Raw genomic sequence first — 23152 nt, forward strand, 5'->3', positions numbered from 1 at the left:
TTTGGAGACGCTCATCACGTCGGCACCGATCCGGCAGCCGCCGAACCGATCTCGTGGGAGGGCCGTGCCCGGGTTCCTTTCGTGATTCCGCCCGTGCGACCGACGTCCGATCGTCGGGGACACGCTTTTGATCGCTCGGTCCGTGGTGATCCCGTGTACACGGTTCGCGTCTCCCGGCGGTTCGTCGCCCAGCACTTCCTGACCGTGCCGGACGCCGGCCCGGAGAACGACCTCCACTCCCACCGCTTCGAGGTCGAAGTCGAGGTGGCCGGCCCCGAGTTGAACGAGCACGACTACCTCGTCGACATCGACGACCTCGCCGGACGGATCGACGACCTCGTCGACGAGTACGCGGACTCGACGCTCAACGACCGTCCCCGGTTCGAGGGGTACAACCCGAGCGTCGAGCGGTTCGCCCGCGTCTTCTGTGACCGGCTGCTTGCGGGGATCGAGACGGACGGGATCGAGACGGCGATCGTCACCATGTGGGAGGACGAGACCGCGGCCGCGAGCTACGAGACGACCGTCGGGGAGTAGACCGGTCGGCACGAGATCGATACGGAATTCCCGATGGTGCGTAGTTGTTGGCTCGGTGTACATCATCAAAGCCCCAGCCGCGAGGAGCCCGTACGCTCGTTGCGCTCCTCACTCGATCGCTCACTTCGTTCGCTTCCTCGTTGCGGTGCTTGCGTCGCCTACGGGCTTCTCGCGGCTTCCCCTTTGTGTCCCACCCCGCACCGCCCCGCCCCGCCCCGCCCAGCACCTCACGCCTCCCCAGCCTCGCGGCTCGCGCTCTTCGAGCGCTCACCGCGTCCCTCGCGGGCGGTTCGCGCCCTCCGGGCGTTCACCGGCGCGCCACGACTCACAAACCGGGAGTCGCGGTCGCGGAAATCCGGGAGTTCCTTCGCGATCCCGGTCAGTACGTCAACAGGACGCCGACCGCCTCGTCAGGGCGCTCCTCGAGCAGTTCGTAGGCGTCGCCGGCGTCCGCGAGCGGGATCCGGTGGGTGAGTATCGGGTCGAGGTCGAGCCGCGCAAGCCGGTCCCAGGCGACCTCCCGGCGGCGATCGAGCGACCAGCGGCCCCGGAGCGCCGGCTCGATCGTCGACACCTGGCTGCTCTCGACGGCGATCCGGCCGCGGTGGAAGCTCCGCCCGAGGTCGAGCTCGGCGGGTTTCGTCCCGTACCACGAGCCGACGAGGACCCGACCGTCGTACCCGGTGGCCGAGATCGCGTCGTCGAGGGCGGCCGGCGCGCCGCTCAACTCGTAGGTGAGATCCCGCCCCGGCGGGTCGCCCTCGCGGAGGCGGTCGACCGCGTTCGCACCCGGCGGAAGGCTCAGGTCCGCGCCGAGCCGCTCGGAACGCTCCCGGCGGGCGGAACAGGCGTCGACGGTCACGAGCTCCGAGAGCGGCGCGTCGGCGAGCAGCGCCGTGGTCGCGAGTCCAACCATCCCCTGGCCGAACACGCCGACGCGCTCGCCGATCCGGGGATTCCCGTCCATGAGGAAGTTGACCGCGGTCTCCACGGTCGGGAACAGCGCGGCCTGCGCGTCGGTGATCCCCTCGGGAACGGGATGGAGCTCCTCCGGTGACGCCGTGAACGCGCTCGCGTGCGGCTCGAACGCGAACGCCCGACGCCCGAGCCAGTCGGGGTCGACCTCGTCGCCGACCGCGTCGACCTCGCCGACGGCGGCGTAGCCGTACGACAGCGGGAACGAGAGGTCGCCGTCGAGCGACTCCAGCGTCGGGTCGGCCGGGAGGTCTGTCGGCGCCTCGCCGCGGTAGACGAGCCGCTCCGTCCCGGAACTGATCGCCGAGACGGTCGTCCGCACGCGGACCTCGTCGCCCGCGGGGGTCGGCTCCGGCATCGACTCGACCTCGACCGTCCGCGGTCCGGTGAACCGGAGTCGACGCGCGGTCATCGCCGGACCCGATCCCGAAAGTCGGGTTCCGTTCGACCGATCGTCGGCCTTCGAGGTCGCTCCGGCCGCGCGAGCGGACGGGGTGATGTGTACATATATCGAGTGAGGGTGTGACACACCTAAACGTTGGCCGCGGCGATCGGAGTTCCCGGAGCCGACGCCGGGGCCGCAACCTGACCGGGAACCCGTCCCCGAACTCGGAGGTCGGTCCGTTCCCTTCCGACTCACTCCACGATTCGAACCGTCGTCTCCGCAGTCAGCCCCTTCCCTTCCGCGTTCGCGACGTTCACCGCCGCCCCGATGACGTGTGTGCCGGGCTCGGGCGGCGCCCACTCCGAGTCGGTCACCCGGAACAGCCCGTTCCATCGCCTGCGGAAGCGCTTGCGCTCGCCTCGGTCGAACGCGAACCGCCCCGGCTCGTCGGGCGGGTCGCGGAGCGAAACGGTCGCGGCCGCGGCCTCGACGTCGCCGTCGACGGTCCAGATCCACGGGAGGGGCGACGCGGTCCGGATCGACACTGGGAACGGGACCCGGTTGCGGAAGGTGACGGTGAACTGGACCGCCTCGCCGACCGCGTACTCTCGCCGCGGCGTCTCCACGTCGACCGAGACGAAACGGCGACGCAACGCGTGCGGAACGAGACGGTCGCTGAGTGCCGCGGCGGGAACCGAGCGGAGCGCCCCGATCCGCCCCTCGTCGTCCCGCTCGGCCGGAGCGTGCGGATCGTCGTCGTCGCGGCCGAGCGCGTCCGACTCGTAGATCCGTCGCATCGGGAGGGGTTGGACGCGGGGGAACTAAACGGATCCGTCCGCGAACGTTCCGGCCTCCTCGTCGAATCCGTCGTCGTACCGCAGACAGGCGATCCCGTGGTCCCCGCCGAGCTCGTACTCCGGCGGGCGGTGGCGCTCGCACGGCGAGGTGAACGCCGAGTCGAGCAGCGCCGCGGCCGCGCCGATCCCCTCGTCGTGAAGCGCGTCGATCGCCTCGCCGAGCGCCTCCTCCGCGGCGGCGTCCGGGAGCGTGTCCGGGAGGTCGAACTCCTCGCGAACCAGCCCGTCGAACGTCTCCCGCGGCGCCTCCGTCGGGTCGGGTCGGGCCGCGGTCAGGGACGCCGCGTCGTCGGCTTCCGCCGCCCGGAGCGTCAGGTCCATCACGGTCCGCCAGGTCTCCGGCCGGAGGTCGTAGTCGGCGTCGGGAATGACCCGCGGACAGCGGGTGTGGAACCGACAGCCGGAGGGGGGATCTATCGGGGACGGGACGGTTCCGTCGAGGCGGATCCCGTCGCCCTCCCACAGCGGATCGGGTTCGGGGATCGCCGAGAGCAGCGCCTCGGTGTACGGGTGATACGGCGGGTCGAACACCGCCTCCGTCGGCCCCCGCTCGACGAACTCCCCGAGGTACATCACCGCGACCCGGTCGGAGACGTGTTCGATCACGCGCAGGTCGTGTGCGATGAACACGTACGAGAGACCGAACTCCGCCTGGAGGTCGGCGAGCAGGTTGAGGACCTGCGCCTGGACGCTGGCGTCGAGCGCGCTCACCGGCTCGTCACAGACGATCACCTCGGGGTCGACCGCGAGCGCGCGGGCGATCCCGAGCCGCTGACGCTGTCCGCCGGAGAACTCGTGTGGATAGCGGTTCGCGTGGCTCGGGCTCAACCCGACCGTCTCCAACAGCTCGCGGACCCGATCCTCGCGTTCCGCGCCCGTGGCGAGCCCGTGGACGTCGAGCGGCTCGCCGACGACGTCGCCGGCGGTGAGGCGGGGATCCAGACTCGAGTGCGGGTCCTGAAACACGTACTGGAGGTCCCTCCGGCGGTCGCGAAGCTCGGCGCTCGACAGCGCCGTCAGGTCCTCGCCCCGGTGATACACCGACCCCGCCGTCGGCTCGATCAGCCGGAGCACGCTCCGGGCGAGCGTCGTCTTCCCGCAGCCGGACTCGCCGACGATCCCGAGCGTCTCGCCCTCCCGAAGCTCGAGGCTTACGCCGTCGACCGCCTTCACCCGTCGCGACCGACCGAGCAGCCGGTCGAGGAACCCGTCGGTCGAGTCGTAGTGCGCTTTCAGTCCCTCGACGCGGAGGACCGGTTCGCCGGCGCCGTCGTCACTCATCGGATCCGCCCTCCTCACCCTCGTCCTCTCTCCCGTCGTCGTCCTCTCCCCCGTCGTCGTCCTCGGCGCGTTCATTCGTCTCTCCGTCGACCTCCACCGAGTAGTCCAGTCCGCCGGTGAGACCCTCGGTGTACTCGAGACAGGCGGCCGCCCGCTCGGTCTCGAGCGTCGCCGCCTCGCCGTTTTCCGGGTCGACGAGTGCGGGATCGGTCCGGGTACACGCCTCCTCGGCGAAGGGACATCGCGGGTGGAAGCGACACCCCGAGGGCACGTCGATCAGGTCCGGCATCGTCCCCGGGATCGTCTGGAGCCGGTCGCGGTCGTCGCCGACGTGCGGGATCGCGCTCATCAACCCCGCCGTGTACGGGTGTTTGGGGTCGTAGTACAGCTCCTCGATCGGCGCCCGCTCGACGGCCTCGCCCGCGTACATCACCATCGCCCGGTCACACGTCCCGGCGATCACGCCGAGGTCGTGGGTGATGAGCTGGACCGCGACGTCGAACTCGTCGGCCAGGTCGGCGAGCAGGTCGAGGACCCGCGCCTCGACGGTGACGTCGAGGGCGGTCGTCGGCTCGTCGGCGACGATCAGGTCGGGCTCACACGACAGCGCCATCGCGACGGTCGCCCGCTGGCACATCCCGCCGGAGAACTCGTGCGGGTAGTCCGAGTACCGCGTCCCGGCCTCGGGGATCCCGACGCGGTCGAGCAGCCGGACCGCCCGGTCGCGAGCGGCGGCGGGGTCGTACCCCATGTGGTGTTCGATCGTCTCGGCGATCTGCTCGCCGACGGTGTAGACGGGGTTCAACGCGGCGCGGGCGTCCTGAAAGACCATCGCGATCTCGTCGCCGCGGACCGAGCGGAGCTCGGCGTCGGTCATGGAGCGGAGGTCCTCGCCCTTAAACCGGACCTCGCCGCGCTCGATCCGGCCGGGGTCGTCGATCAGCCCGAGCACCGACAGCGCGGCCACGCTCTTTCCCGCCCCGCTCTCCCCGACGACGCCGAACGTCTCGCCGGCCTCGATCCGGTAGGAGAGGCCGTCGACGGCGGTCACGACGCCCTCCTCGGTGTAGAACCGGACCGTCAGGTCCTCGACCTCGAGGAGGGCCGTCATCGGTCGTCACCTCTCTCCCTGCCGTCTCCCCGGTCCTCGCGGCCGCCACGACCACCGCGACCCACGCCGGTCTCGCGGGCGTCGAGGGCGTCGTTTACGCCGTCGCCGATCACGTTCATCGCCAGCACGAAGACGAAGATCGCCCCACCGGGGTACACCGTCGCCCACCACGGGATCTCCCCGCCCGGCCCCTGGATCAGCGTCTCGCGGGTCGCGTCGAGCATCGTGCCCCACTCGGCGGTGCTCGGGTCCATCCCGAGCCCGAGGAAGCCGAGGGCGGCGACGCCGATCACGACGCTGCCGACGTCCAGCGACGCCAACACGACGAGCGGCGACAGCGCGTTCGGCGCGACGTGTCTGCGGATCACGGTACGGTCGCGCGCGCCGATCACCTTCGCCGCCAGCACGTACTCGCGTTCCGCGATCGACAACACCTCCCCGCGGACGAGCCGGGCGTACCCGGCCCACCCGAAGAGGCTGAACGCGGCCACCAGCTGCCAGTAGCCGCCCCCGAGGGTGGCGACGACGGCGAGCGCCAACACGAGCCCGGGGAACGCGAAGACCACGTCGACGACCCGCATCATGACCTCGTCGACGACGCCGCCGTAGTAGCCCGATATCGCGCCGTATACCAGCCCGAACGACGCGGTCAGCCCGACGACGACGAACCCGATCGAGATGCTGTATCGCCCGCCGACGAGGACCCGAGAGAACAGGTCGCGCCCGGCGCCGTCGACGCCCATCGGGAACCGCGGCGACGGCGGGTCGTACGGGCTCACGCTCGGGTCGACCGAGAGGTAGAGGATCGTCGTCGGGTCGTAGGGAGCGAGCGCGAACGGCTGGACGACAACGCCGGCGACCTCGACGGGACGCGCGAGAAGCGAGACGAGCGCCATCGCGGCGACGACCGCGAGCGCGGCCATCGCCGATCGGTTTCGCCGAAACCGGCGGAGCCCGCGTCGCCATCGGTCGTCGGCCCCACCGTTCGTCCCGTCGGTCCCGCCGTCCGCCCCGTCGCGCTCGCTCCACGCCGAGAGCGGGTCACGGTCGCGGACGCGGTCCGCGTCGAACCCCGTGACCCGGATCCGACCCCGCTCGTCGGTTCGGCGGCGCGTTCGGAGTTCCTCCGAGTCGGTTCCGCGCTCTCCGTCCTCAGTCATATCTGATCCTCGGGTCGAACACGGCGTACAGGACGTCCGCGAGGAAGTTCGCGAGCACGACGGCGACGGCGGTCACGAGCGTGATCGCCATCACGACGTCGATCTCCCGTCGGTCGATCGCCCGAACGAACTCCGAGCCGAGCCCCGGCCAGTTGAACACGCTCTCGACGACGACGGAGCCGGCGACGATGCCGGCGGTCAGCGTGGCCGCGAGCGTGACCACGGAGACGAGCGAGTTCCGCAGGACGTGTTTGAAGACGACCGTGCGCTCGGGCAACCCCCTCGCGCGCGCGGCGGTGACGTACTCCTCGTTCAGCTCCTCGGCCATCGACGTCCGCATCACGCGCATGAGGCTCGCGGCCGCCGCGGTCCCGATCGTCACCCCCGGCAGGAGGAGGTACCGAAGCGTCTCCGGATGGTACAGCGGCAGCCGCGAGGGCGGCAACACCGGGAACACACCGAGGTACAGCGAGAAGACGAGGATCAAAAGCAGGCCGAGCCAGAAGTTCGGGATCGAGACTCCGGACAGCGCCAGCACGCGGCTCGCGACGTCGCCGAGGTTCCCCTTGTTCACCGCCGCGTAGATCCCCGCCGGAACCGCGATCGCGATCGCGAAGACCCAGCCGAACAGCCCCAGGACGAGCGTTTCGGGGAGCCGCCGCCACACGATCGCCGAAACCGCCCGGCCCGTCCGGAACTCGCGACCGAAGTCGCCGACGAGGACGTTCGAGAGCCACGCGAGGTACTGTCTCCACACCGGTCCCGAGAGCCCCCACCGCTCTCGAAGCCGCGCCTCCTCGGCGGCGCTCACGTCCGGGTTCAACGCGACCAGCCGTGAGACGGGGTCGCCGGGCGTCAGATGGAACAGCCCGAAGGTGACCACCGACACGCCGAGCAGGACCGGGACCACGGAGAGCGCGCGCCGGAGGACGAACCGTCTGAGACTCATCGTCGGGCGGGCTCCGTACTCACGACGACCCGTCGTACTCGGCGGCGATCTCCTCGAGCAACTCCTCCGCGCGCTCGACGTCGTACTCGTTCAGCGGTCGGACCGCCTCCTCGAGCGCGTCGTAGTCGGCCGTCCCCGCTCCGCGCGCGATCCGCGGGATCGGCGTCCAGGCCGGCTCCGCCCACCCGTTCAACACGTTGTCGACGATCCGCCGGCGGGGGATCAGGTGGTTGACCGCCTCCCGGAGTCGGGGGTCGTCCCACGGCTCGACGTTCACCGGGTACTGGAGGTAGTCGTATCCGCCGGCCTCGACGGCGTGGACGAGGAAGCCGTCGTCGTCGTCGAAGTCCTCGAGCGTCCCGCTCGCGACGTCGTAGGTGAGGTCGACCTCGCCGTTCCGGAGCGCGCCCGTCCGCGTCGCGTCGTCGGGGACGACCTCCACCTCGACGGCGTCGATGACGGGGCCGTCCGGGAACGAGTCGGGGCCGTCGAACCACTCGAACGCCTCGGCGACCCCCCGCGTTTCGACCCAGTAGTCGTCGAACCTCGAGACCTCGAGGTACTCCTCGTCGACGAACTCGTCGAACGCGTACGGGCCCGTCCCGACCGGCGTGACTCCCTCTCGCGGGTCGATGCCGCCCTTCTCGACGTCGCCGATCTGGTCCGCGCTGAGGACGTAGATCCCCGGTAGTTCGCGCTCCGCCTCCGCGTCGGGGACCTGCGCGTACACGTCGACGACGTACTCGTCCACCGCGACGGCGGCGAGCACGGAGTCGAACGTCTGCGGGGCGGTCGCCGAGTTCTCGTAGTACTCGTAGCTCGCGACGACGTCCGCGGCGGTCAGCTCGCTCCCGTCGTGGAACTCGACTCCCTCCTGGAGTTCGTAGCGGAACCACATCCCGTACGTTCCGTCCGTGGCGGCCTCGCGGGCGTCCTCGGGCAGCAGGACGCGGACCTCCTCGTCCGCGGCGGGGTCGTCGGCGGGGTGTCGCACGATCACCTGCTCGTCGACGTCGACCGCGCCCTCCTCCGTGGTTCCCACGGAGCGCATGTACCCTTCGTAGGCCGCACGGTCGACGTCGCGGACGTCGCGAAGCTCGTAGCGCTCGGCGAGCCACGGGTAGACGTTTCCCTCGGCGTCGTTGACGACGAGCCCCTCGAAGAGGAGGTTCTGTAGCATCGTCGACGTCGTGTCGCTGCTGTGGGGCGGGTCGAACGAGTCGGGATTCGTCGAGACCGCACCCGTCAGCGTCCCGCCCGCTACGAGCTCGTCGAGTTCGGAGCTCCCGGCCCGCCGCTCCCGGTCGATCCAGGCGACCTGCTCGTCCTGCGGGGAGTACAGGGCGTAGCCGAACAGCCCCTCCTGAAACGGCCACATCCCGAACCCGTGGACGTCAGCGTTGGTCGCGGCGGTCTCCACGCCGAAGTGGGTGAAGGAGGTGTACCGCTCCTCGGCGAGCGTCCGCCAGATCTCGTCGTACGTCTCCGCGCGGAGCTGCGGGTCCTCGACCACCTCGATCCCGTACCGGGCGGAGTCGAGCAGCTCGTCGAGTTCGGGGTCGTCGATCCCGGTCAGGTTACAGCACGCGCCGACGTTCGCCGAGTTGTGGATCGTGTTACAGAAGCTGTGCGGGTTGAAGGTACCGGAGAGGCCGATGGCGGGGAGATACCCGTTGTTCTGATATCCCGGGTTGATCACCCGATCGAGGTACGTGCCCCACTCGTAGGTGTCGACTTCCGTCTCGAAGTAGCCGGTCTGCTGGAGCGACTCCGCGATGAGCTCGACCATCCGGATGCGCTCGTCCGTCCCGCCGGTCTCGAGACGCACGGAGAGGGGAAAGAGGCCGCCGTCACCCGGATCGGAGCCGGCGGACCCCGAGGGTTCGGTGGCCCCCTGACCACCGCACCCGGCGAACCCGGCGGTCCCCGCGGCCCCGATCGTCGCGAGGAGGTTCCGCCGGTCGAGACGCCGACTCCCGTCGGCGGCTTCGTGTCGATTTGCCATGCCGTGAAAAATTCCCCGCCGGTATAATATGTTACGGAGGGGTGCCCGTTCGCCGACTGCTCGTTCCCGGCGAAACGACACCGCTTCCGGCGAGACGACACGGCTTCCAGCAAGATGACACGTCCGCGGTGCGGACCGCCACCCGCTCAGACCCGGTCGGCGATGTAGCGGTCGATCCGGTCCACGAGATCGGGCCGGAACGTCCAGAACCCGTCCCAGACGTTCGGTTCGTCCTCGAGTGCGACGAGCGCGGCGTGATCCCCGTTTCCGCCGTTCGGTCCGTTCCGGGCGTCGGCTCCATCCGGCGGCGTGAAGACCACGAACCACGACCGGCGGTAGGGGTACGACGAACCCGTGTGGACCGTCACCGGAAGCGTCTCCGTGGGGTCGGCGTCGCCCACGCCGTAGACGTGGACGTCGACGCCGTTTCGCGCGACCGACTCGTACACCTCGTAGGTTCCCCGCTCGTCTCTGAGTCTGGAGAGCCGCTGGAACGACGCCCGTAGCGTCCCGCCGCCGGTCTCGTTCGCGATCCGCTCTATCACCCGCGAGATGACGATCAAGAGCAGCTTCTCCTTGTTGGATTCGGGGAACCCCCGTACCCTGAACGGCACCTCGTCGAGCCCGCGCAGCACGTCCGGCAGCTCGACCTCGTCGAGGTCGATCGCACCGGTCTTGTACAGGTCCGAGTTGATCAGGAGGATCGACTCCAGGAGGTCCTCGAGCGTCGAGTGGGCGAGTACCTCGCCGTCCTCGACCAGCGCGACCACGTCCGCGTCGCCGTCGGGGACCTCCTCGTCGCGTATCGACACGGGCTGTCCCTCGAGCAACGAGTCGAGCAGGTTCCGGACGGGATCCGGCGACGACCGGTTGAGCACGACGAGGGACCGATCCGGGGCCTCGATCTCCTCGAAGAACGCGCGCAACGAGTCTGCCATGGTCCGTCTTCCCGTTGGAGCCGGGAAGACCTTGAGTGTGGCTCCTCGTGCCCGAAACGGAGACGGTGGATTCTGCCGCGTTTCCGTGAGGTTCCCGGTCGTCGTCAGCGGTGTACGCGCCGCCACGGCGAGGAGACGATCTCTCGAGCTCGTCGAGTATCCGTCTTGGTCGGCGGGGGACGGTCCGTCCCTCGCGGACGTCCTCCTCGGCTTCGAGCGGGGCGACGAGTTCGTCGCGGTCGAACGCCGGGAACTCGACGAGGTCCCGAAGCGTGTACCGGATGAACTCGCTCCGACCGTTGAACCCGCGGCCCTGCCACGTGTCGTCTATCCGTTCGAGGAACGTCTATCCCGCCGCTGTCCGTGAATCAGTTCGTGTGTCCTGATAGTTCAGCGGATCGCAAGACGGCGTCGGGGTGCCCGTGTAGTAATAGGGCGCGTTCTTGAGTACCATTGGTTTCTCTCATAAGAACAGCGTAAAATGGGGAGAGAAACCGTGTAACCCCGCTAAGCCTAGGCCGAGATTTGAACTCGGGGTCTCGTCCTTACCAAGGACGCGCTTTACCGCTAAGCTACCCAGGCGCGTATCAGTCGTTGACCGGAGTCGACTTTATGGGTTTCGATCCGGACCGTCCGTCGTCGTCGGGTTCCACGCTACCGGTCGGTCGCGCTGACGGCCCGGTCGGAGATGTCGGCGATGCGGTCGGCGGTCGTCTCGGGTAGCGCGCGTCCCGGCGGCGGGAACTCCCGGTCGCAGTCGGCGGCGAGTTCCCGGGCGTACTCGAGCAGCTCCGCCGGCGGGTCCCCGCCCACCGCCGTCGTGCCCGCGACGACCGCGAGTTCGAGCGCGTCGACCTCCAGGTTCCGGTCGAGCGCCGTCGCCTCGGCGGGGTCGAGCCCCTCCGCCTCGCGTCGGGTCTGATCGCGGCCGAACGCCCGCACGACCTCGACGGCGGCGGCCGCCGCGCCGGTGTGCGCGAGAAGGGAGAACCCGCGGGAGACGAGCACGTCGGCGGCGAGGACGTCCATGTCGGCGTCGATGTCGGTCTCGTGGGTCGCGGCGGTCTCCCACGGCTCCTCGTGTGCGAGCCACCGGGTGAGCCGGAGCCCCTCGTAGATGAGCTGGACGCCGGCGGCCCGGTCGACCACCTCCTCGAGGTCGACCTCGGGGTCGAGCGCGCGGGCGGTGACGAGCGAGAGGACGCCCGGGGTTACCGCGGCGTCGGCGAGTCGGTCGTCGAGGGTCTCACGGAGGCGTTCGGGCTCGACGTTCGCGAGCGCCTCGCGTGCGGCGTCACGCGCCCGCGCGACATCGTCCATTACCGATCCGTTCGGCAGGCAAGGGCAAAGACCTTTGGAAACCGCCCACGCGACGGCGACGATCCGGGCCACGACCCGGCCGATCGACCGGCCAGCATCGCGATGGATCTCCCCGATCTCCGTGACTCGAGACGGCGATCGGACCGCCGCCGTCCCGATGTGACAGATTTAAATATCCGACCCGACCATCCTCGAATGCGAAGCACGCACCGGTAGTGTAGTGGTATCACGCAACCTTGCCATGGTTGCAACCCGAGTTCAAATCTCGGCCGGTGCATCTTCTCGCTGCGCTCGAAGCTCCACCGGCCTGACTCCCGCTCGTTTCACTCGCGGGAGTCTCGGCCGGTGCATTTCTCGAACGTAGTGAGAGAGATCACCGAGTGATTTGAACTCGGAAAGACGCAGCCCGCGCAGCGAACAGCGATGGACCGCAGGTCCTTCGCTACTCGTGCCCCGCCGGGGCACTCGGAGGCGCAGGGCGAGAGCGAAGCTCTCGCTTGAAGCCGGCGGCTCCGCCGCCGGCGACAGCGAGGCGCTACGCGCCTCTGGCAGCCGGCGCAAAGCGCCGGCGACGCCACCACGATCGCTCGCTCCGTCGCCTGTCTCGACGGGGCCTCTCGTCGGTGTACTCCCTTCGACCGGTGCGTTTCGTTGACTGACATCGACGACCGAGTACGGGCCGTCTCGCGGCCGTGTCCGCGCCGTTTCGGCGGCGTATGTTTCCGGAAAACGGACGGCTTAACCGTGAGAGTACACTCCGATCGGGTATATGGTCGAACTTCTTCTCGTCGTCGGTCTGGCGGTCACGGTGTTCGTCGGATACAACGTCGGCGGCTCGACGACGGGGCCGGCGTTCGGGCCCGCGGTCGGTGCCGGCGTCCTCTCGAAGGTCGCGGCCGCGGCGCTGATGTCCGTGTTCTTCTTCATCGGCGCGGGGACGCTCGGCCGGCGCGTCGTCGACACGCTAGGGAAGGAACTCGTCACGCGCGGCGACGTCTTCACCCTCGAGACGAGCATCGTCGTGCTGTTCTTCATCGGCGGCGCGCTCTTCGTCGGCAACTACTACGGCGTCCCGGCGTCGACGTCGATGACGGCCGTGGGCGCGATAGCTGGCCTCGGCGTCGCGACCGGGAGCCTCGACTGGAGCGTGATGGGCGAGATCGCGGTCTGGTGGATCGTCGCGCCGATCATCGGCTTCTGGGTCTCGGGCGTCATCGGCCGCTACTTCTACCCGCGGATCAACCAGTGGGTGGCGATCGACACCACCGACGGACCGCTGCTGGAGTACGAGCGATCGGGAACCATTCCGCGGCCGACGCTCGGCCCGAACACGACCCGCCGGGAGGTCGGCGGCGCGGTCACCGTCGTCGCCATCGGCTGTCTGATGGCGTTCTCCTCGGGGACCTCCAACATCGCGAACGCGATCGCGCCGCTCGTCGGCGCGGGAGTCGTCGACATGAACCCCATGATCCTCCTCGGGAGCGCGGCCGTAGCGGTCGGCGCGTTCACCATCGCGCGACGCACCCTCGACACCCTCGGCAACGACATCACCGACCTCCCGCTCACCGCCGCGATCGTCGTCGCGGTCGTCTCCTCGGGGATCGTCGTCGGCCTCTCCGCCATCGGGATCCCCGCCTCGTTCGTCATCATCGCGACGATGTCGATCGTCGGGCTCGGCTGGGGTCGCGCGACCCGGACGGCCACCGTCGGCCAGGGGATCCGCGGCGAGGCGGAGACCAACGTCTCCGTCGGCGCGCTGAAGGCCGACGAGCCCGGCGACGAACCGGAGGGCATCGGCGAGGAGGACCCCGCGGACATCCCGGCGGCGGCGGACCTGTTCAACCCGTCGACGACCGCCCGGATCGTGGTGTTACAGAACGTCGTCCCGCTGCTCTCGACGCTCGGCGCGCTCGTCGCGTTCGGGCTGTTGTTCCGGTTCGTTTGGTGAGACGGGGATCCGGGTCGCGGCGAGTCGCCCCCCTTACCGCCCGAACCGGCGCTGTCTGTCCTGGAAGTCGAGGACGGCCCGTAGGTAGTCCCGCCGCCGGAAGTCACGCCAGTTCACGTCCGTGAAGTAGAGCTCGGCGTACACCGACTGCCAGATGGCGAAGTCGGAGAGCCGCTCCGCGCCGGTCTTGATCACGAGGTCGGGCTCCGTCGGGAACACCAATCGGTCCGTGACGGCCGCCTCGTCGATCTCCTCGGGACGCAACTCGCCGGCGTCGACGTCGGCGGCGAGATCGCGGACCGCCGCGGCGAACTCGGCTTTCCCGCCCAGGCCGACGTTGACCCGGATCGGGGCGTCCGCCGACTCGGTGTCCTCCGGACCGCGGATCGACATCGGACGCGGCGCGTCCAGATCCCGGAACTCCCGGACGAGGGAGGGAACCACTGCCTCGTCGAGCACGGAGACGGAGACGGTCACCCGCTCGGCACCGTAATCGAACGTCCAGCCGAGCGCCGCGGCGAGCGTGTCGAACGCGCCGTCCGCGAGCAGGTCGCGCTCGGTGATGACGATCGCGACGTGCTCGGGCGGGTCCCCCTCGTGGAGGCGGTGGCGAACGCCGAGATACGCGTCGTAGAGGGCCACGATCGGTGATCGCTCCCCGAGGTGTAAAACCTCGCGGACGAGGGGTTTAATCGGCCGTCGTTCCTAACCCGGACGATGACCGACAGCTACCGGGGGGTGTTCGGCGCGGTCCCGTACGCGATCCGCAACACCGACTCGTGGACGATGCGCGTCTACGGGGTGATCGGCGCGCTGGCGGCCGCGACCATCGCGCTCGTCGTCGCGCTCGCCCTCGTCGTCTGGATGGCCGAGACCGCCGGCGTCCCGAGCGGGACGTACCTGTTCACGCGGTCGCTGTACGTGATCCTCGGCTTCGCCGCGGTCGCCCCGCTTTTGGCCCCGCTGCTCTTCGTCGCCCGCCGCCACCGCCGGGAACTCCCGGTTTCGCCCGGCTACGACCGGAAGCTGGCGTACGCGGGCTTCCTCTTCTTGGCCTCGCTGTACCTCGGACTGATCGTCACCGCGCCCGCGGACCTGCGCGACCCGACCGAGTCGGTCCTGCTCTCGGCGCTGTACGCGCTCCCCCGGCCGGCCGGGGCGCTGTTTCCCGTTCTCGCCGCCGCGGTCGTGTTCTGGACGCACTACCGGCTCCGAAGCGGCGGGGAGGACGGCTCGAAACCCGGAAATGGCTCGACGACATAGCACCGACGATGACCGACGAAAAGGAGGGGACCTTCCTCGTCACCCACGTCGAGGCGGACTCCGCGGTGCTCAAGGACGCTCACGACGGCCAGGTCCACACGCTGAGTTCGAACCCGGGACTGGCGGTCGACGACGCCGTCGAGGCGACGGTGGCTCCGGACCCGCCGATGGAGGTCACTTATCGGGTGATCGAGGTGGCGGAGCGGCGGTCGCTCTCGCTCGAGCGGAGCGAGGAGCCCCCGACGGTTCACGAACGCGAGCTCGCCGCCGACCTCCCGACGGGCGAGTTGACCCGCGAGCCGCGGGCCGGGGTCGGCGAGATCCATGTGCTGTCCCCGCCCGAGGACGCGACCGAGGAGGCGGCCGAGGACGTGCTCGAGGACCGCGAGGGGACGCTCTCGCGGGCCGCCAGGCTCGGGGTGAACCGCGTCGAGGTCCGGGCGGAACCCGGCGTGCTCAGCGTGCGGTACCTGCCCTGAGTTCGGGTCCGGCCCGTGGCGTCGTTTTCGACCGACTCGGGAGATAAGAAGGCTTATTCGGGCTCACGGACGAACCCGTTTCATGACAGCGATCGAGGTACCGGAGGTCGATTACACCGAGTACTCGAACCGGCAGCTCGTGCTCGTGCCGCTCGCGGTGCTCGCGCTGGCGATAGTCGTCATCGGTGGGTGGTACGCCGTCACGGGTGCGCCGGCGACGCTCGGGCTGGAGTTCACCGGCGGCGTGGAGCTCCGGATCGCCGACGACGGAAGCGGTGACGTCGAGGAACGGATCGAGACGGCGTTCGACCGCGAGCCCGACTCGATCCGGTCGATCCCCGCCGACGACGTGTACGTCGTGACGTTCCAGGCGGCCGACGACGACCCGGACGGGTTGGCGAGCGATCTCCAGGACCAGGCGGACGCCGCGGGGCTCTCGACCGAGGCCATCGATCAGGTGTCGGCGAGCTTCGCGTCGGACACCGCGCGGACCGCGATATTCGGGATCGGGCTCGCGTTCCTCGGCATGAGCGTGCTCGTGTTCGCGCTGTTCCGGACGTTCGTGCCCTCCATCGCGGTCGTCGCCTCCGCGTTCTCGGACCTGGTCATCCCCGTCGCCGCGATGAACCTGCTCGGCATCGAGATGACCCTCGGGATCGTCGCGGCGCTTCTCATGATCATCGGCTACAGCGTCGACTCGGACATCCTGTTGAACAACTCCGTGTTGCGGCGGACCGGCGAGTTCTACGAGTCCGTGAACCGGGCGATGCGGACCGGGGTGACGATGACGGTCACCTCCATGGCCGCGATGATCGTCATGGCGGTCGTCGCGACGCTCTTCGGGATCGGACTCCTGCGTGACATCGGGATCATCCTCGCGATCGGGCTCTGTGCGGACCTGATGAACACGTACCTGTTGAACGTGGCGCTGCTTCGCTGGTACAAGTTCGAGGGGGTGAAACGCTGATGTTCGAACGGGTAAAGGAGAACTGGCGGGTTCTCCTCCTCGTCGTGGTCGTGCTCGGGTCGACCGTCGCGCTCTTCGCCCCGCAGTTCGCGCCCCAGACGGCTCCCGGGGAGTCCCAGGGCGACGCGACACAGGGGATAACGAACCTCCAGTACGGGCTCGATCTGGCCGGCGGGACGCGGATCCGGGCACCGCTTCTCGGCTACACCGCGACGGGCGTGTCCTTCGACGGCGAGAACCCCTCACAGGTCGCGAGCGACGTCGCCGCCGAGCTCGAGGACACCTCGACGGTCGACGTCAACGCGGTCCTGAACGCGGAGGGGGGCAGCGAGGTGGAGGTCACGGACGCCTCGGTGAGCGAATCGGAGTTCCGCGCGGCGATGGACGCCTCCGGCTACGCCTACGACGGGATCAGGAGCGGCGTGACCCAGGAGAGCCGCGACGCCGCGGAACAGGTCATCCAGGACAAGATCAACGAGGCGGGACTCTCCGGCGGGAGCGTCCAGCAGGTCCAGTCGATCACCGGCGAGTACTTCCTGCTGATCGAGGTGCCCGGCCAGGGTCGACAGGACGTGATCGACCTCCTCGAGGAGCGCGGGACCGTCCAGATCGCCATCGCGTATCCGAACTCGTCGGCCGACGACGGGACCGCGGTCGAGGAGGAGGTACTGACTCAGGACGACTTCGAGGACATCGGGACCGCGAGCCGACGGGAGGGGACCAGCGGGGCGTACGTCCCGGTCTCCGTGATCAACGAGGCTCCGGAGGGAGAGACGTCGCCCGCTCACCGGTTCCAGAACGCGGCCACCGAGTACGGCGTCGCGAGCACCTCGGGCGGCGCGCGCTGTAACTACGACATGGAGGCCGACGCGCTCGGCGAGGGCAGCGACTCCTGTCTGTTGCTCGTCGTCGACGGCGAGGTCGTCAACGCGTTCGGGATGGAGGACGGCCTCGCCCGGAGCATGGCGAGCGGGGGCTGGGCCGACAGCGGCAACTTCCGACTGACGACCACCTCCTTCGCCGACGCCCAGACCATCTCGATCAACCTCCGTGCGGGCGCGCTCCCCGCCGAACTCGACATCAGTGGGCAGGGGACCTCCTCGACCATCTCGGCGACGCAGGGGGAGAACTTCCGGCTCTACTCGGCGATAACCGGCGTCTTCGCGGTGTTCGCGGTCGCCGGCATGGTGTTCCTCCGCTACCGCGAGCCGAAGGTGGCGCTGCCGATGATCGTCACCGCGCTCGCGGAGGTGTACGCGCTGCTCGGGTTCGCGGCGCTCGTGGGATACCCGCTCGAACTCGCGGTCATCGCCGGCTTCATCGCCGTGGTCGGGACCGGGGTCGACGACCTCGTGATCATCGCCGACGAGGTGATGAGCGAGGGCGAGGTCAACTCCCGGACGGTGTTCGACTCCCGGTTCCGCCGGGCGTTCTGGGTGATCGGCGCGGCCGCCGCGACGACGATCGTCGCCATGTCGCCGCTGATGGTGTTGAGCCTCGGCGACCTCTCCGGGTTCGCGATCTTCACCATCCTCGGCGTCCTCATCGGCGTGTTGGTCACTCGACCCGCGTACGGCGACATCCTCCGTCGACTGTTGACCGTCCGGTGAGGGTCCGTCGACGAACCCGGCTCGCCCGCGACGCTTAACCGCCGCGCGTCGGAATCGGGAGGCATGCTCGTCGTCCTCTCGGACACCCACAGCACCGACGGCCCGAAGCTCCGCGGGCGGACCCGCGAGGCGGTCGAGGAGGCCGACCTCGTCGTCCACGCGGGCGACTTCTATCGCGAACCCGTCCTCGACGCGTTCGAGCGGGCGGCGGGCTCGCTCCGGGCCGTGTTCGGCAACAACGACGGGGCGGCGATCCGCGACCGACTCCCGGAGGTCCGCACCGTCGAGTTCGGCGGCGTCCGGTTCGCCGTGACGCACAGACACCGGAGCGGCGACACCGGTCTCGTCATGCTCGCTCGCGGCCGCGACGCCGACGCCGTCGTCTGCGGACACTCCCACCGACCGCGTTTCGACGACTCGCCCGCGGTCCCGATCCTGAACCCGGGGAGCCACGCCCAGCCGCGCGGGAACCGACCGGCTCACGCGGAGCTCGAGTCGGCGGACGGCGGGCTCGACGGTCGGCTCGTCACGCCCGGCGGCGAGACGTTCGAGCGGTTCCGGATCGACTAGCGGCGTGCGACGCCGAGAGAAAGAGCGCACGCGTCCGTCCCGCGTCTCGACGGAGGGGGATCGGTCGGACGCGGCGGGGACGGACGGCCACGACTCCCCGCTCCGGCCGGTCGGATGGACGGTCGTCGGGGGAACGACCGCCGTCCCGGAGGCGTCGACCGTCCGGACGACGGGGGATCGTCCGAACGGACGGAGGGCGGACGTGTGCCTCGATCGCAGGGGGGATTCCCGGGTACCGGTGTCGATCGGTACTCGGCGGAGGGCCGAAGCGGGGGTCGCACTTGCGTATCGTCGGGGTATCGTATTATAGGTGTTCGAGGCACAAAGACGCGTTTTAGTGACCGTCCCGATCGGCGGCTCGTCCGTCACGTCCGACCGATCGCCGGGTCGAAACGCCTAACTCGGTGCCGACGGTTACTAGTCGTATGATATCGGTCGAGCCGCTGTTCGTGCTCGTTCTCGTCGGTCTGCTCGGGCTGTTCTTCTTCGGCTTCCTCCTCGTCCGGCGCACCCTGATGGGGCTGCGTGAAGGCTACGAGGACGGGCAGCGATAACGATGGTCGTCGTCACGACCCTCACGCTTCTCGTCGCCGGCGTCGCGAGTCTCTTCATGGCGTGGTCCATCGGTGCCGGCTCCTCCGGGTCGACGCCGTTCGCGCCGGCCGTCGGAGCCAACGCCATCTCGGTGATGCGCGCGGGCCTCGTCGTCGGCGTCCTCGGCCTCCTCGGGGCGATCCTCCAGGGCGCGAACGTCACCGAGGCGGTCGGGACGGAGCTGATCGGGGGGGTCACGCTCACCGCCACCGCCGCCATCGTCGCGCTCGTCACCGCCGCGGTGCTCGTCGCCATCGGCGTCTTCGCCGGCTACCCGATCGCGACCGCGTTCACCGTCACCGGCGCGGTCGTCGGCGTCGGCCTCGCGATGGGCGGTGACCCCGCGTGGCCGAAGTACACCGAGATCCTCACGCTGTGGGTCCTTACCCCGTTCGTCGGCGGCGGGATCGCCTACGGCGTCGCCCGGGCGCTGATCGGCGACCGCCTCCCGGAGCGCGCGCTCACGGCGGCGCTGGCCGGCGTGGTCGGCGCGATCGTCGCCAACGTCGGGTTCGCGCTGCTCGGCTCCGACGGCGAGCAGGCGTCGATCGCCGAGGTCGTCGGCACCGAGCTCGGGATCCCCGGCGGAGCGGGCGTCCTCGCCGTCACGGCCGCGATGGCGGCGATCGTCGCCGCCGTGGTGTACCTCGACATCGGTCGGGACCGCGCCGGCGCACAGCGCCGCTTCCTGCTCGCGATGGGCGGGCTCGTGGCGTTCTCGGCCGGCGGATCGCAGGTCGGCCTCGCGATCGGGCCGCTCGTGCCGATCTTCTCCGACGTGGGCGTGCCGCTGTGGGCGCTTCTCGTCGGCGGCGGCGTCGGCCTGCTCGCCGGGTCGTGGACCGGCGCGCCGCGGATGATCAAGGCGATCTCACAGGACTACGCCTCGATGGGACCGCGGCGGTCGATCTCGGCGCTCATCCCGTCGTTCGCCATCGCCCAGACCGCGGTCGCGTTCGGGATCCCCGTCTCGTTCAACGAGATCATCGTCTCGGCGATCGTCGGCGCGGGATACGCCGCCGGCGACGCGGGCGTGAGCCGGTCGAAGATGGGGTACACCGTGCTCGCGTGGGTCGCGTCGCTCGCCGGGTCGTTGGCGCTCGGGTTCGGCGTCTACTCCGCGGTACGGTTGGCGTTGTGATCGGTAGACCGATGTCTCGGATCGGCCGTTCAATGTAAGATCGTTACCTGCGGCGAACACCGCCAAAGCCCCAGCCGCGAGGACTCGCGCGGCTCGTTGCGCTCCTCGCTCAGTCGCTATCGCTCCTTCGCTGCGGTGCTTACTTCGCCGTGCTTCGTCCTCGCACCTGCCCCTTTGAGTCCCACCCGACAGCCCCGCACAGCCCCGCACCTCGCGCCTCCCCAGCCTCGTCGACCGACCTTCGCTCCGCTCCGGCCGGTCGACTCCCTCGCGCGGACTCCTCGCACCCTTCGGGCGCTCGGAGGCGCGCGCCACCGCGTCTTGTTTCCGCTCAGTCGCTCGGGTAGGTCGGCAGTCTCCCGGAGCGGGCGCTCCCCTCGACGAACGGGAGGTCGGTCCGGGTCGCGTTCGTCTCCGCGCCGCCGACGCGTACGGTGACCGACTCCGCGGCCGCCTCGAAGTCGACGAGCGCGAAGGCGATGGGTTCCTCGAGGGCGGGGCCGACGGCCGCGCGGGTCACCTCGCCGACCGCCGCGTCGCCCTCGAAGACGGCCGCGCCGGGGTCGGGGAGGCGCTCCGTGACGCCGTCGGGGTCCGCGTCGCCGTCGACGGCCGCGAGGTCGTCGACGAGGCCGTCGAGGGCGAGCCCGACCAGTCGCCGGCTGGGTCGGCCCTGGTTCTCGACGCGGGAAACGACCTCCTGGCCGACGTAACATCCCTTCTCGAAGTCGAGGGCGTTCCGGATCCCGAGGACGTTCGGGATCGTCCCCTCGAGTTCGTGTTCGAAAAGGGGCGTGCCCGCCTCCAGACTGAGCGCGTCCCACGTCCGGTAGCCGAACGGGGCGGCGTTGAGCCCGCGGTTGACGAGCGTGTCGAACACCTCGGGGGCGTCCGCGGCCGCACACACCACCTCGTAGCCCTCCTCGCCGAGCGGCGCGTCGCTCGCGATCACGGTGACGCCGGCGTCGACCATCGAGCCGCGGACGAACGTCAGCGGCTCCTCGGGAGCGCCCGGTCCGCCGAGCACCGAGGCGACCTTCTCCGTCGATTTGGGGCCGTGAACGCCGAACACGCCGAAGTCCTCCGAGACGTCCTCGATCTCGACGTCCTGGATGAAGACCTTTCCCGACCAGTCCTCGAGGACGGGGTCGGCGCGCTCGGGGGGGACGAAGACGAGCAGCCGCTCGTCCGCGTTGTAGACGTACATGTCCGTCTCGATCCCGCCCTGCGGGTCACACAGCAGCGCGTAGACGCCGCGGCCGTCCTCGGCCGGAACGCGGTTGCTGACGGCGTTGTCGACGAACTCCACCCGGTCGTCGCCCGTGACCGAGAGCACGCCGTATCCCATCTCTATCGCGCCGACGACGTTCCTGACGGCCTTCCCGACGCGGGCGGGCTTGCCGTAGTGGTCGACGACCTGTCTGCCCCCGCGGTCGCGGTAGATCGCGCCGTGATCGGCGTGGGCGTCGGAGACGAGCGTCATGGCTCCCTCCAGTCGCGGCACGGTCAAAAGGTCGCGGTTCGCGGGTGACGGTTCTGCGACCGGTTCGCGGACGTCGGTCTCCGGCTTACAGGCCGAGCCGTTTCCGAATGGTCTCGACGAGTCCGCCGGTCGGCTCCGACTCGCCGGGATCGGGGTCCGGGACGACACGGTCGTGCGGGTAGACGCGGACGCGCTCGCCGCTCTCGACGGTGATGAGCGAGTCCGACTTCAGCGCCGAGAGGGCGTCCTCGACCGCGTCGATGTCGGCGTCGACGGCCGCCCGGAGTTCTAAGACCGTCATTCCCTCGTCGCCGCGGTCGACCAGCGCGTCGAGCAGCGCGACTTGGACGTCCGGCCGATCGCGATACTCCGACTTTGCGGCCATGTCCGGATCATGGACCGGCCGGGGTTTACCTCTACCGGCGGGCGACCATCGTCGACCGGGAGACGGTCACCGGACGAGCCGCGAGCAGGTCCCACAGAGGTTCTCCTCTTTCACGTCGACCTCGCGGACCGTGGGCGAGAAGGACATCACGCACTTGCTGTTGTCACAGTGTTCCAACCCGAGGGTGTGGCCGATCTCGTGGACGACCTCCTTGCGGACGCGGTCGGCGAACACGTCGATGGCGGGCTTCGTCGAGACGCCGCCGTCGGAGGAGGTCCGGAGCCGGTGAGTGGAGATGACGGAGCCGCTACCGTTGAGATACGCTAGTCCGAACACGTAGTTCCGTCGCCGGTAATAGAGGTCTCGCGGGGTGATCCCGATGTTCTTCTCGCCGCCGCCGACGCGGCCCACGACCTCGATGAGGTCCTCCGCGCGGTACTGCCCCCGTCCGTCGTCGTAGGCGGTCTCCGGGACCGCCTGGTCGTCGTGGACCGTCACGTCACAATCGTACACCGACCGCAGCACGGCGGAGGCCTCCCGCTTCACTCGCGGGGAAACCTCCCCGACGGGCACGATGTCCACGAGCATGGAACGGCTTTTGACCGCCGCGGGCATAAACCCCCCGCCGTGGTATCCACCTCCCGTCGTGCGCTCGTGGACGAACTCGACCGATTCGACCGACTCCTGGAGGTCGGCAGCGGCGACCGCCTCGGCGTCGCCAGGGACCTCGCCGACCGCGGCCGCGACGTGATCGCGATCGACGTCGCGGTCGACGAAGGGGCCGACGGTGACGGTACGACCGGGAGGCCCGACGGCTCGCTCCGCGTCCGCCACGGCGACGTGGTCGCGCTCGCGGAAGCGTCCGATCCCACCTCCGAGATCGACGCGTCCGCCGAAACCGACACGTCCGTCGGGATCGACTCCGCCGCCGGGGTCGACGCGGTGTACGCCCGCCGGCTCCCGGCGGAGCTTCAACGCCCAACCGTCGAGTTGGCGGGCCGGCTCGACGCCGCCTGCCTGTTCACCACGCTCGGGTTCGAGGAGCCGGTCGTTCCCGTGGAACGCCGGTCGCTCCCGCGAACGACGCTGTACGTCGCGCGCTCGGCCGCGGACCCGTCCCCGTGCCGCGGGTAGGACCCGCTTCCGTGGACCGAACCGCGGGAACCCGAACGTTCATTTCTCCCCCTGCCGGCG

At 69.8% G+C, this 23152-nt stretch carries 24 protein-coding genes and 2 tRNA genes; 12 read left to right on the top strand and 14 right to left on the bottom strand.

Annotation, left to right across the window (positions count from 1 at the left end):
- Window positions 1-153: 153 nt before the first annotated feature.
- Entirely contained in the window at window positions 154-537 is a 384-nt protein-coding gene (locus F3H10_RS13960; RefSeq protein ID WP_149785376.1) for a 6-pyruvoyl trahydropterin synthase family protein, read from the top strand.
- A 379-nt stretch (window positions 538-916) separates the two neighbouring features.
- Here F3H10_RS13960 and F3H10_RS13965 read toward each other — a convergent pair whose 3' ends face one another.
- The 8 genes from F3H10_RS13965 to F3H10_RS14000 all read right to left on the bottom strand — a co-directional run bounded on the left by F3H10_RS13965 (window position 917) and on the right by F3H10_RS14000 (window position 10198).
- Window positions 917-1924: a zinc-dependent alcohol dehydrogenase gene (locus F3H10_RS13965; protein WP_149785378.1), complete on the bottom strand. Its 1008-nt coding sequence runs from the start codon at window positions 1922-1924 to the stop codon at window positions 917-919.
- 224 nt (window positions 1925-2148) lie between these two features.
- The gene (locus tag F3H10_RS13970; RefSeq protein WP_149785379.1) at window positions 2149-2694 is read right to left on the bottom strand and encodes a hypothetical protein; all 546 of its coding nucleotides are present in this window, start codon (window positions 2692-2694) and stop codon (window positions 2149-2151) included.
- A 24-nt stretch (window positions 2695-2718) separates the two neighbouring features.
- Window positions 2719-4035, bottom strand: a complete 1317-nt coding sequence (locus F3H10_RS13975) for an ABC transporter ATP-binding protein (protein WP_149785381.1) — start codon at window positions 4033-4035, stop codon at window positions 2719-2721.
- The gene (locus F3H10_RS13980) at window positions 4028-5146 is read right to left on the bottom strand and encodes an ABC transporter ATP-binding protein (RefSeq protein WP_149785382.1); all 1119 of its coding nucleotides are present in this window, start codon (window positions 5144-5146) and stop codon (window positions 4028-4030) included. Before F3H10_RS13980 ends, F3H10_RS13975 begins: the two co-directional genes overlap by 8 nt.
- The gene (locus F3H10_RS13985) at window positions 5143-6306 is read right to left on the bottom strand and encodes an ABC transporter permease (protein WP_149785384.1); all 1164 of its coding nucleotides are present in this window, start codon (window positions 6304-6306) and stop codon (window positions 5143-5145) included. Before F3H10_RS13985 ends, F3H10_RS13980 begins: the two co-directional genes overlap by 4 nt.
- Window positions 6299-7255, bottom strand: coding sequence for an ABC transporter permease (locus tag F3H10_RS13990; protein ID WP_149785385.1), 957 nt, complete (start codon window positions 7253-7255; stop codon window positions 6299-6301). Before F3H10_RS13990 ends, F3H10_RS13985 begins: the two co-directional genes overlap by 8 nt.
- A gap of 19 nt (window positions 7256-7274) precedes the next feature.
- Window positions 7275-9044, bottom strand: coding sequence for an ABC transporter substrate-binding protein (locus tag F3H10_RS13995; protein WP_149785437.1), 1770 nt, complete (start codon window positions 9042-9044; stop codon window positions 7275-7277).
- A gap of 362 nt (window positions 9045-9406) precedes the next feature.
- A complete protein-coding gene (locus F3H10_RS14000) occupies window positions 9407-10198 on the bottom strand; it encodes a DICT sensory domain-containing protein (RefSeq protein ID WP_149785387.1) in 792 nt (263 codons plus the stop codon).
- 85 nt (window positions 10199-10283) lie between these two features.
- On the opposite strand from F3H10_RS14000, the gene F3H10_RS16585 reads away from it, so the two are divergent.
- Window positions 10284-10565 carry a hypothetical protein gene (locus F3H10_RS16585; protein ID WP_149785388.1) on the top strand — a complete coding sequence of 94 codons (282 nt, stop codon included), beginning with the start codon at window positions 10284-10286 and terminating at the stop codon, window positions 10563-10565.
- 143 nt (window positions 10566-10708) lie between these two features.
- On the opposite strand, the gene F3H10_RS14010 is transcribed toward F3H10_RS16585, so the two are convergent.
- Together F3H10_RS14010 and F3H10_RS14015 are read right to left on the bottom strand one after the other, a co-directional pair.
- Window positions 10709-10780 (bottom strand) — tRNA-Thr (locus F3H10_RS14010).
- 72 nt (window positions 10781-10852) lie between these two features.
- The gene (locus F3H10_RS14015; RefSeq protein ID WP_149785389.1) at window positions 10853-11518 is read right to left on the bottom strand and encodes a DUF7114 family protein; all 666 of its coding nucleotides are present in this window, start codon (window positions 11516-11518) and stop codon (window positions 10853-10855) included.
- 206 nt (window positions 11519-11724) lie between these two features.
- Between F3H10_RS14015 and F3H10_RS14020 the strand changes: the two genes are divergently transcribed.
- Window positions 11725-11795 (top strand) — tRNA-Gly (locus tag F3H10_RS14020).
- Between the two features lie 492 nt (window positions 11796-12287).
- Window positions 12288-13466, top strand: coding sequence for an inorganic phosphate transporter (locus F3H10_RS14025; RefSeq protein WP_149785390.1), 1179 nt, complete (start codon window positions 12288-12290; stop codon window positions 13464-13466).
- A 33-nt stretch (window positions 13467-13499) separates the two neighbouring features.
- On the opposite strand, the gene F3H10_RS14030 is transcribed toward F3H10_RS14025, so the two are convergent.
- Complete coding sequence (locus F3H10_RS14030; RefSeq protein WP_149785392.1) at window positions 13500-14108, bottom strand: undecaprenyl diphosphate synthase family protein; 609 nt, start codon at window positions 14106-14108, stop codon at window positions 13500-13502.
- Between the two features lie 75 nt (window positions 14109-14183).
- On the opposite strand from F3H10_RS14030, the gene F3H10_RS14035 reads away from it, so the two are divergent.
- From F3H10_RS14035 to F3H10_RS14060, 7 genes are all read left to right on the top strand, one after another.
- Window positions 14184-14729, top strand: a complete 546-nt coding sequence (locus F3H10_RS14035) for a hypothetical protein (protein WP_149785393.1) — start codon at window positions 14184-14186, stop codon at window positions 14727-14729.
- Window positions 14730-14737: 8 nt separating this feature from the next.
- A complete protein-coding gene (locus F3H10_RS14040) occupies window positions 14738-15208 on the top strand; it encodes a DUF5812 family protein (protein ID WP_149785395.1) in 471 nt (156 codons plus the stop codon).
- An 82-nt stretch (window positions 15209-15290) separates the two neighbouring features.
- Window positions 15291-16175 (top strand): protein translocase subunit SecF, encoded by an 885-nt coding sequence (gene secF, locus F3H10_RS14045; RefSeq protein ID WP_149785396.1) that lies wholly within the window; start codon window positions 15291-15293, stop codon window positions 16173-16175.
- Entirely contained in the window at window positions 16175-17785 is a 1611-nt protein-coding gene (locus F3H10_RS14050; protein ID WP_149785397.1) for a preprotein translocase subunit SecD, read from the top strand. Before secF ends, F3H10_RS14050 begins: the two co-directional genes overlap by 1 nt.
- 63 nt (window positions 17786-17848) lie before the next feature.
- On the top strand, window positions 17849-18355 hold the full coding sequence (locus F3H10_RS14055; RefSeq protein ID WP_149785399.1) for a metallophosphoesterase: 507 nt from the start codon (window positions 17849-17851) through the stop codon (window positions 18353-18355).
- Window positions 18356-18780: 425 nt separating this feature from the next.
- Window positions 18781-18909 carry a DUF7859 family protein gene (locus tag F3H10_RS16465; RefSeq protein WP_262488572.1) on the top strand — a complete coding sequence of 43 codons (129 nt, stop codon included), beginning with the start codon at window positions 18781-18783 and terminating at the stop codon, window positions 18907-18909.
- 2 nt (window positions 18910-18911) lie between these two features.
- Window positions 18912-20090 (top strand): inorganic phosphate transporter, encoded by a 1179-nt coding sequence (locus F3H10_RS14060; RefSeq protein ID WP_149785400.1) that lies wholly within the window; start codon window positions 18912-18914, stop codon window positions 20088-20090.
- Window positions 20091-20421: 331 nt separating this feature from the next.
- On the opposite strand, the gene ygfZ is transcribed toward F3H10_RS14060, so the two are convergent.
- The 3 genes from ygfZ to F3H10_RS14075 form a co-directional block, all read right to left on the bottom strand.
- The gene (gene ygfZ / locus F3H10_RS14065; RefSeq protein ID WP_149785402.1) at window positions 20422-21573 is read right to left on the bottom strand and encodes a CAF17-like 4Fe-4S cluster assembly/insertion protein YgfZ; all 1152 of its coding nucleotides are present in this window, start codon (window positions 21571-21573) and stop codon (window positions 20422-20424) included.
- An 85-nt stretch (window positions 21574-21658) separates the two neighbouring features.
- Window positions 21659-21958: a DUF6432 family protein gene (locus F3H10_RS14070; protein ID WP_149785404.1), complete on the bottom strand. Its 300-nt coding sequence runs from the start codon at window positions 21956-21958 to the stop codon at window positions 21659-21661.
- 66 nt (window positions 21959-22024) lie between these two features.
- Window positions 22025-22546 (bottom strand): archaemetzincin family Zn-dependent metalloprotease, encoded by a 522-nt coding sequence (locus tag F3H10_RS14075; protein WP_149785405.1) that lies wholly within the window; start codon window positions 22544-22546, stop codon window positions 22025-22027.
- A 39-nt stretch (window positions 22547-22585) separates the two neighbouring features.
- On the opposite strand from F3H10_RS14075, the gene F3H10_RS14080 reads away from it, so the two are divergent.
- Entirely contained in the window at window positions 22586-23092 is a 507-nt protein-coding gene (locus F3H10_RS14080) for a UPF0146 family protein (RefSeq protein WP_149785406.1), read from the top strand.
- Window positions 23093-23152 lie beyond the last annotated feature (60 nt).

It is taken from the genome of Halorubrum aquaticum (assembly GCF_900113615.1).
GTDB lineage: Archaea > Halobacteriota > Halobacteria > Halobacteriales > Haloferacaceae > Halorubrum > Halorubrum aquaticum.

Bases quoted from the DNA above. Each gene is read 5' to 3' on its own strand.
- F3H10_RS14040 (WP_149785395.1), top strand. From the start codon at position 14,738: ATGACCGACGAAAAGGAGGGGACCTTCCTCGTCACCCACGTCGAGGCG.
- F3H10_RS14070 (WP_149785404.1), bottom strand. From the start codon at position 21,958: ATGGCCGCAAAGTCGGAGTATCGCGATCGGCCGGACGTCCAAGTCGCG.
- F3H10_RS13980 (WP_149785382.1), bottom strand. From the start codon at position 5,146: ATGACGGCCCTCCTCGAGGTCGAGGACCTGACGGTCCGGTTCTACACC.
- F3H10_RS13995 (WP_149785437.1), bottom strand. From the start codon at position 9,044: ATGGTCGAGCTCATCGCGGAGTCGCTCCAGCAGACCGGCTACTTCGAG.
- F3H10_RS13990 (WP_149785385.1), bottom strand. From the start codon at position 7,255: ATGAGTCTCAGACGGTTCGTCCTCCGGCGCGCGCTCTCCGTGGTCCCG.
- F3H10_RS14035 (WP_149785393.1), top strand. From the start codon at position 14,184: ATGACCGACAGCTACCGGGGGGTGTTCGGCGCGGTCCCGTACGCGATC.
- F3H10_RS14015 (WP_149785389.1), bottom strand. From the start codon at position 11,518: ATGGACGATGTCGCGCGGGCGCGTGACGCCGCACGCGAGGCGCTCGCG.
- F3H10_RS14060 (WP_149785400.1), top strand. From the start codon at position 18,912: ATGGTCGTCGTCACGACCCTCACGCTTCTCGTCGCCGGCGTCGCGAGT.
- F3H10_RS13970 (WP_149785379.1), bottom strand. From the start codon at position 2,694: ATGCGACGGATCTACGAGTCGGACGCGCTCGGCCGCGACGACGACGAT.
- secF (WP_149785396.1), top strand. From the start codon at position 15,291: ATGACAGCGATCGAGGTACCGGAGGTCGATTACACCGAGTACTCGAAC.
- ygfZ (WP_149785402.1), bottom strand. From the start codon at position 21,573: ATGACGCTCGTCTCCGACGCCCACGCCGATCACGGCGCGATCTACCGC.
- F3H10_RS14025 (WP_149785390.1), top strand. From the start codon at position 12,288: ATGGTCGAACTTCTTCTCGTCGTCGGTCTGGCGGTCACGGTGTTCGTC.
- F3H10_RS14075 (WP_149785405.1), bottom strand. From the start codon at position 22,546: ATGCTCGTGGACATCGTGCCCGTCGGGGAGGTTTCCCCGCGAGTGAAG.
- F3H10_RS13985 (WP_149785384.1), bottom strand. From the start codon at position 6,306: ATGACTGAGGACGGAGAGCGCGGAACCGACTCGGAGGAACTCCGAACG.
- F3H10_RS14055 (WP_149785399.1), top strand. From the start codon at position 17,849: ATGCTCGTCGTCCTCTCGGACACCCACAGCACCGACGGCCCGAAGCTC.
- F3H10_RS14000 (WP_149785387.1), bottom strand. From the start codon at position 10,198: ATGGCAGACTCGTTGCGCGCGTTCTTCGAGGAGATCGAGGCCCCGGAT.
- F3H10_RS14050 (WP_149785397.1), top strand. From the start codon at position 16,175: ATGTTCGAACGGGTAAAGGAGAACTGGCGGGTTCTCCTCCTCGTCGTG.
- F3H10_RS13965 (WP_149785378.1), bottom strand. From the start codon at position 1,924: ATGACCGCGCGTCGACTCCGGTTCACCGGACCGCGGACGGTCGAGGTC.
- F3H10_RS13975 (WP_149785381.1), bottom strand. From the start codon at position 4,035: ATGAGTGACGACGGCGCCGGCGAACCGGTCCTCCGCGTCGAGGGACTG.
- F3H10_RS16465 (WP_262488572.1), top strand. From the start codon at position 18,781: ATGATATCGGTCGAGCCGCTGTTCGTGCTCGTTCTCGTCGGTCTGCTC.